This window comes from Arthrobacter sp. 35/47, assembly GCF_000520475.1.
GTDB lineage: Bacteria > Actinomycetota > Actinomycetes > Actinomycetales > Micrococcaceae > Arthrobacter_D > Arthrobacter_D subterraneus.
This window is the reverse complement of sequence record NZ_KI914582.1, coordinates 34524-36373: the sequence shown is the minus strand read 5'-3', so window position 1 is coordinate 36373 and position 1850 is coordinate 34524. Positions and strand designations below refer to the sequence as shown.

Sequence of the window (1850 nt, the reverse complement as noted above, 5' to 3'; positions counted from 1 at the left end):
CGGCCCCGGAGAGCAGCAGCGCCGCCCCGGTGGTGGCCAGGGCGATCACCACCCCGGCGGCAAGGACGAGGTTGCGTTGGGCCGGCTGGCGGCTTTTTCCCGTGGTCATGGGAGCCTCTCAGCTGCGGTGGGTGCGGTCGGCGCGGTCGTTGAGCCGTGAAATGTAGGCGTTGTAGGCATCCAATTCCGGCGTCCCGTTTAGTACGGCGTGCCGGTCCGCGGCGGCTGCTTGTCGTGAGTCGTCGCGTTGCCAGCGCATCAGGATGAACAACAGAATGAGCACGGACGGCAGCTCACCGTAGGACCAGGCCAACCCGCCGGCGATGCCCTGATCCGTCATCGGATCCACATCCCAGGACGCCGGAAGGGTTGAAAAGAAATCCACCACCGGGGTGGTAGCCATCATAATGATCACCCCGAAAAAGGCGTGGAGTGGCATCTCGGCGAAAATATCGACGAACCGGCCGAAATGGGTCTGCCGAATCGGCAGCGGGTCGGTGGAAATCAGCGGGACGGTGAACAGGACCCCGGCGGCCAGGAAAAGTACCTCGAGGCTTACATGCCCGTACCAGGTCGGAAGTAGCTGATCGGCCAGGTCACTCAGGTAAACCCCATAGAAGCTGATCAGGAACAGCGGGATCATGAACCCGGGGTGCAGTGCTATCCGGCTGATCCGGGAGCGTAATCCGGCGTGCGCCATCCGGAGGACCAGCCGCCCTGGACCCCAGTGGGGGGTGGACCGCAGCAGCAAGGTGCCGGGCCGTCCCAGGATCAGCAGGGGCGGTACCGCCATCATCAGTGTCAGCTGCTGGAACATAAACACTGAGAACATGCGCAGCCCGTATCCTTCGATGCCTGCCCCCATAACCACCGCAATGATTAGGCACCCGGACAGGAAAACCAGGGTCCGCCATATCGGCCACCTCCGGCGGGCGGACCAGAGCCGCCGCCCCGGTGGTGGCCAGGGCGATCACCACCCCGGCGGCAAGGACGAGGTTGCGTTGGGCCGGCTGGCGGCTTTTTCCCGTGGTCATGGGAGCCTCTCAGCTGCGGTGGGTGCGGTCGGCGCGGTCGTTGAGCCGTGAAATGTAGGCGTTGTAGGCATCCAATTCCGGCGTCCCGTTTAGTACGGCGTGCCGGTCCGCGGCGGCTGCTTGTCGTGAGTCGTCGCGTTGCCAGCGCATCAGGATGAACAACAGAATGAGCACGGACGGCAGCTCACCGTAGGACCAGGCCAACCCGCCGGCGATGCCCTGATCCGTCATCGGATCCACATCCCAGGACGCCGGAAGGGTTGAAAAGAAATCCACCACCGGGGTGGTAGCCATCATAATGATCACCCCGAAAAAGGCGTGGAGTGGCATCTCGGCGAAAATATCGACGAACCGGCCGAAATGGGTCTGCCGAATCGGCAGCGGGTCGGTGGAAATCAGCGGGACGGTGAACAGGACCCCGGCGGCCAGGAAAAGTACCTCGAGGCTTACATGCCCGTACCAGGTCGGAAGTAGCTGATCGGCCAGGTCACTCAGGTAAACCCCATAGAAGCTGATCAGGAACAGCGGGATCATGAACCCGGGGTGCAGTGCTATCCGGCTGATCCGGGAGCGTAATCCGGCGTGCGCCATCCGGAGGACCAGCCGCCCTGGACCCCAGTGGGGGGTGGACCGCAGCAGCAAGGTGCCGGGCCGTCCCAGGATCAGCAGGGGCGGTACCGCCATCATCAGTGTCAGCTGCTGGAACATAAACACTGAGAACATGCGCAGCCCGTATCCTTCGATGCCTGCCCCCATAACCACCGCAATGATTAGGCACCCGGACAGGAAAACCAGGGTCCGCCATATCGGCCACCT

At 63.3% G+C, this 1850-nt stretch carries 2 protein-coding genes; both read right to left on the bottom strand.

Features of this window, described 5'->3' with window-relative positions; genetic code table 11:
* Nucleotides 1–118 precede the first annotated feature (118 nt).
* Complete coding sequence (locus tag X803_RS17145; RefSeq protein WP_343299590.1) at nt 119–895, bottom strand: cytochrome c oxidase assembly protein; 777 nt, start codon at nt 893–895, stop codon at nt 119–121.
* A gap of 148 nt (nt 896–1043) precedes the next feature.
* The coding region (locus X803_RS17140) for a cytochrome c oxidase assembly protein (RefSeq protein ID WP_035777491.1) at nt 1044–1850 on the bottom strand (807 nt) is incomplete at its 5' end.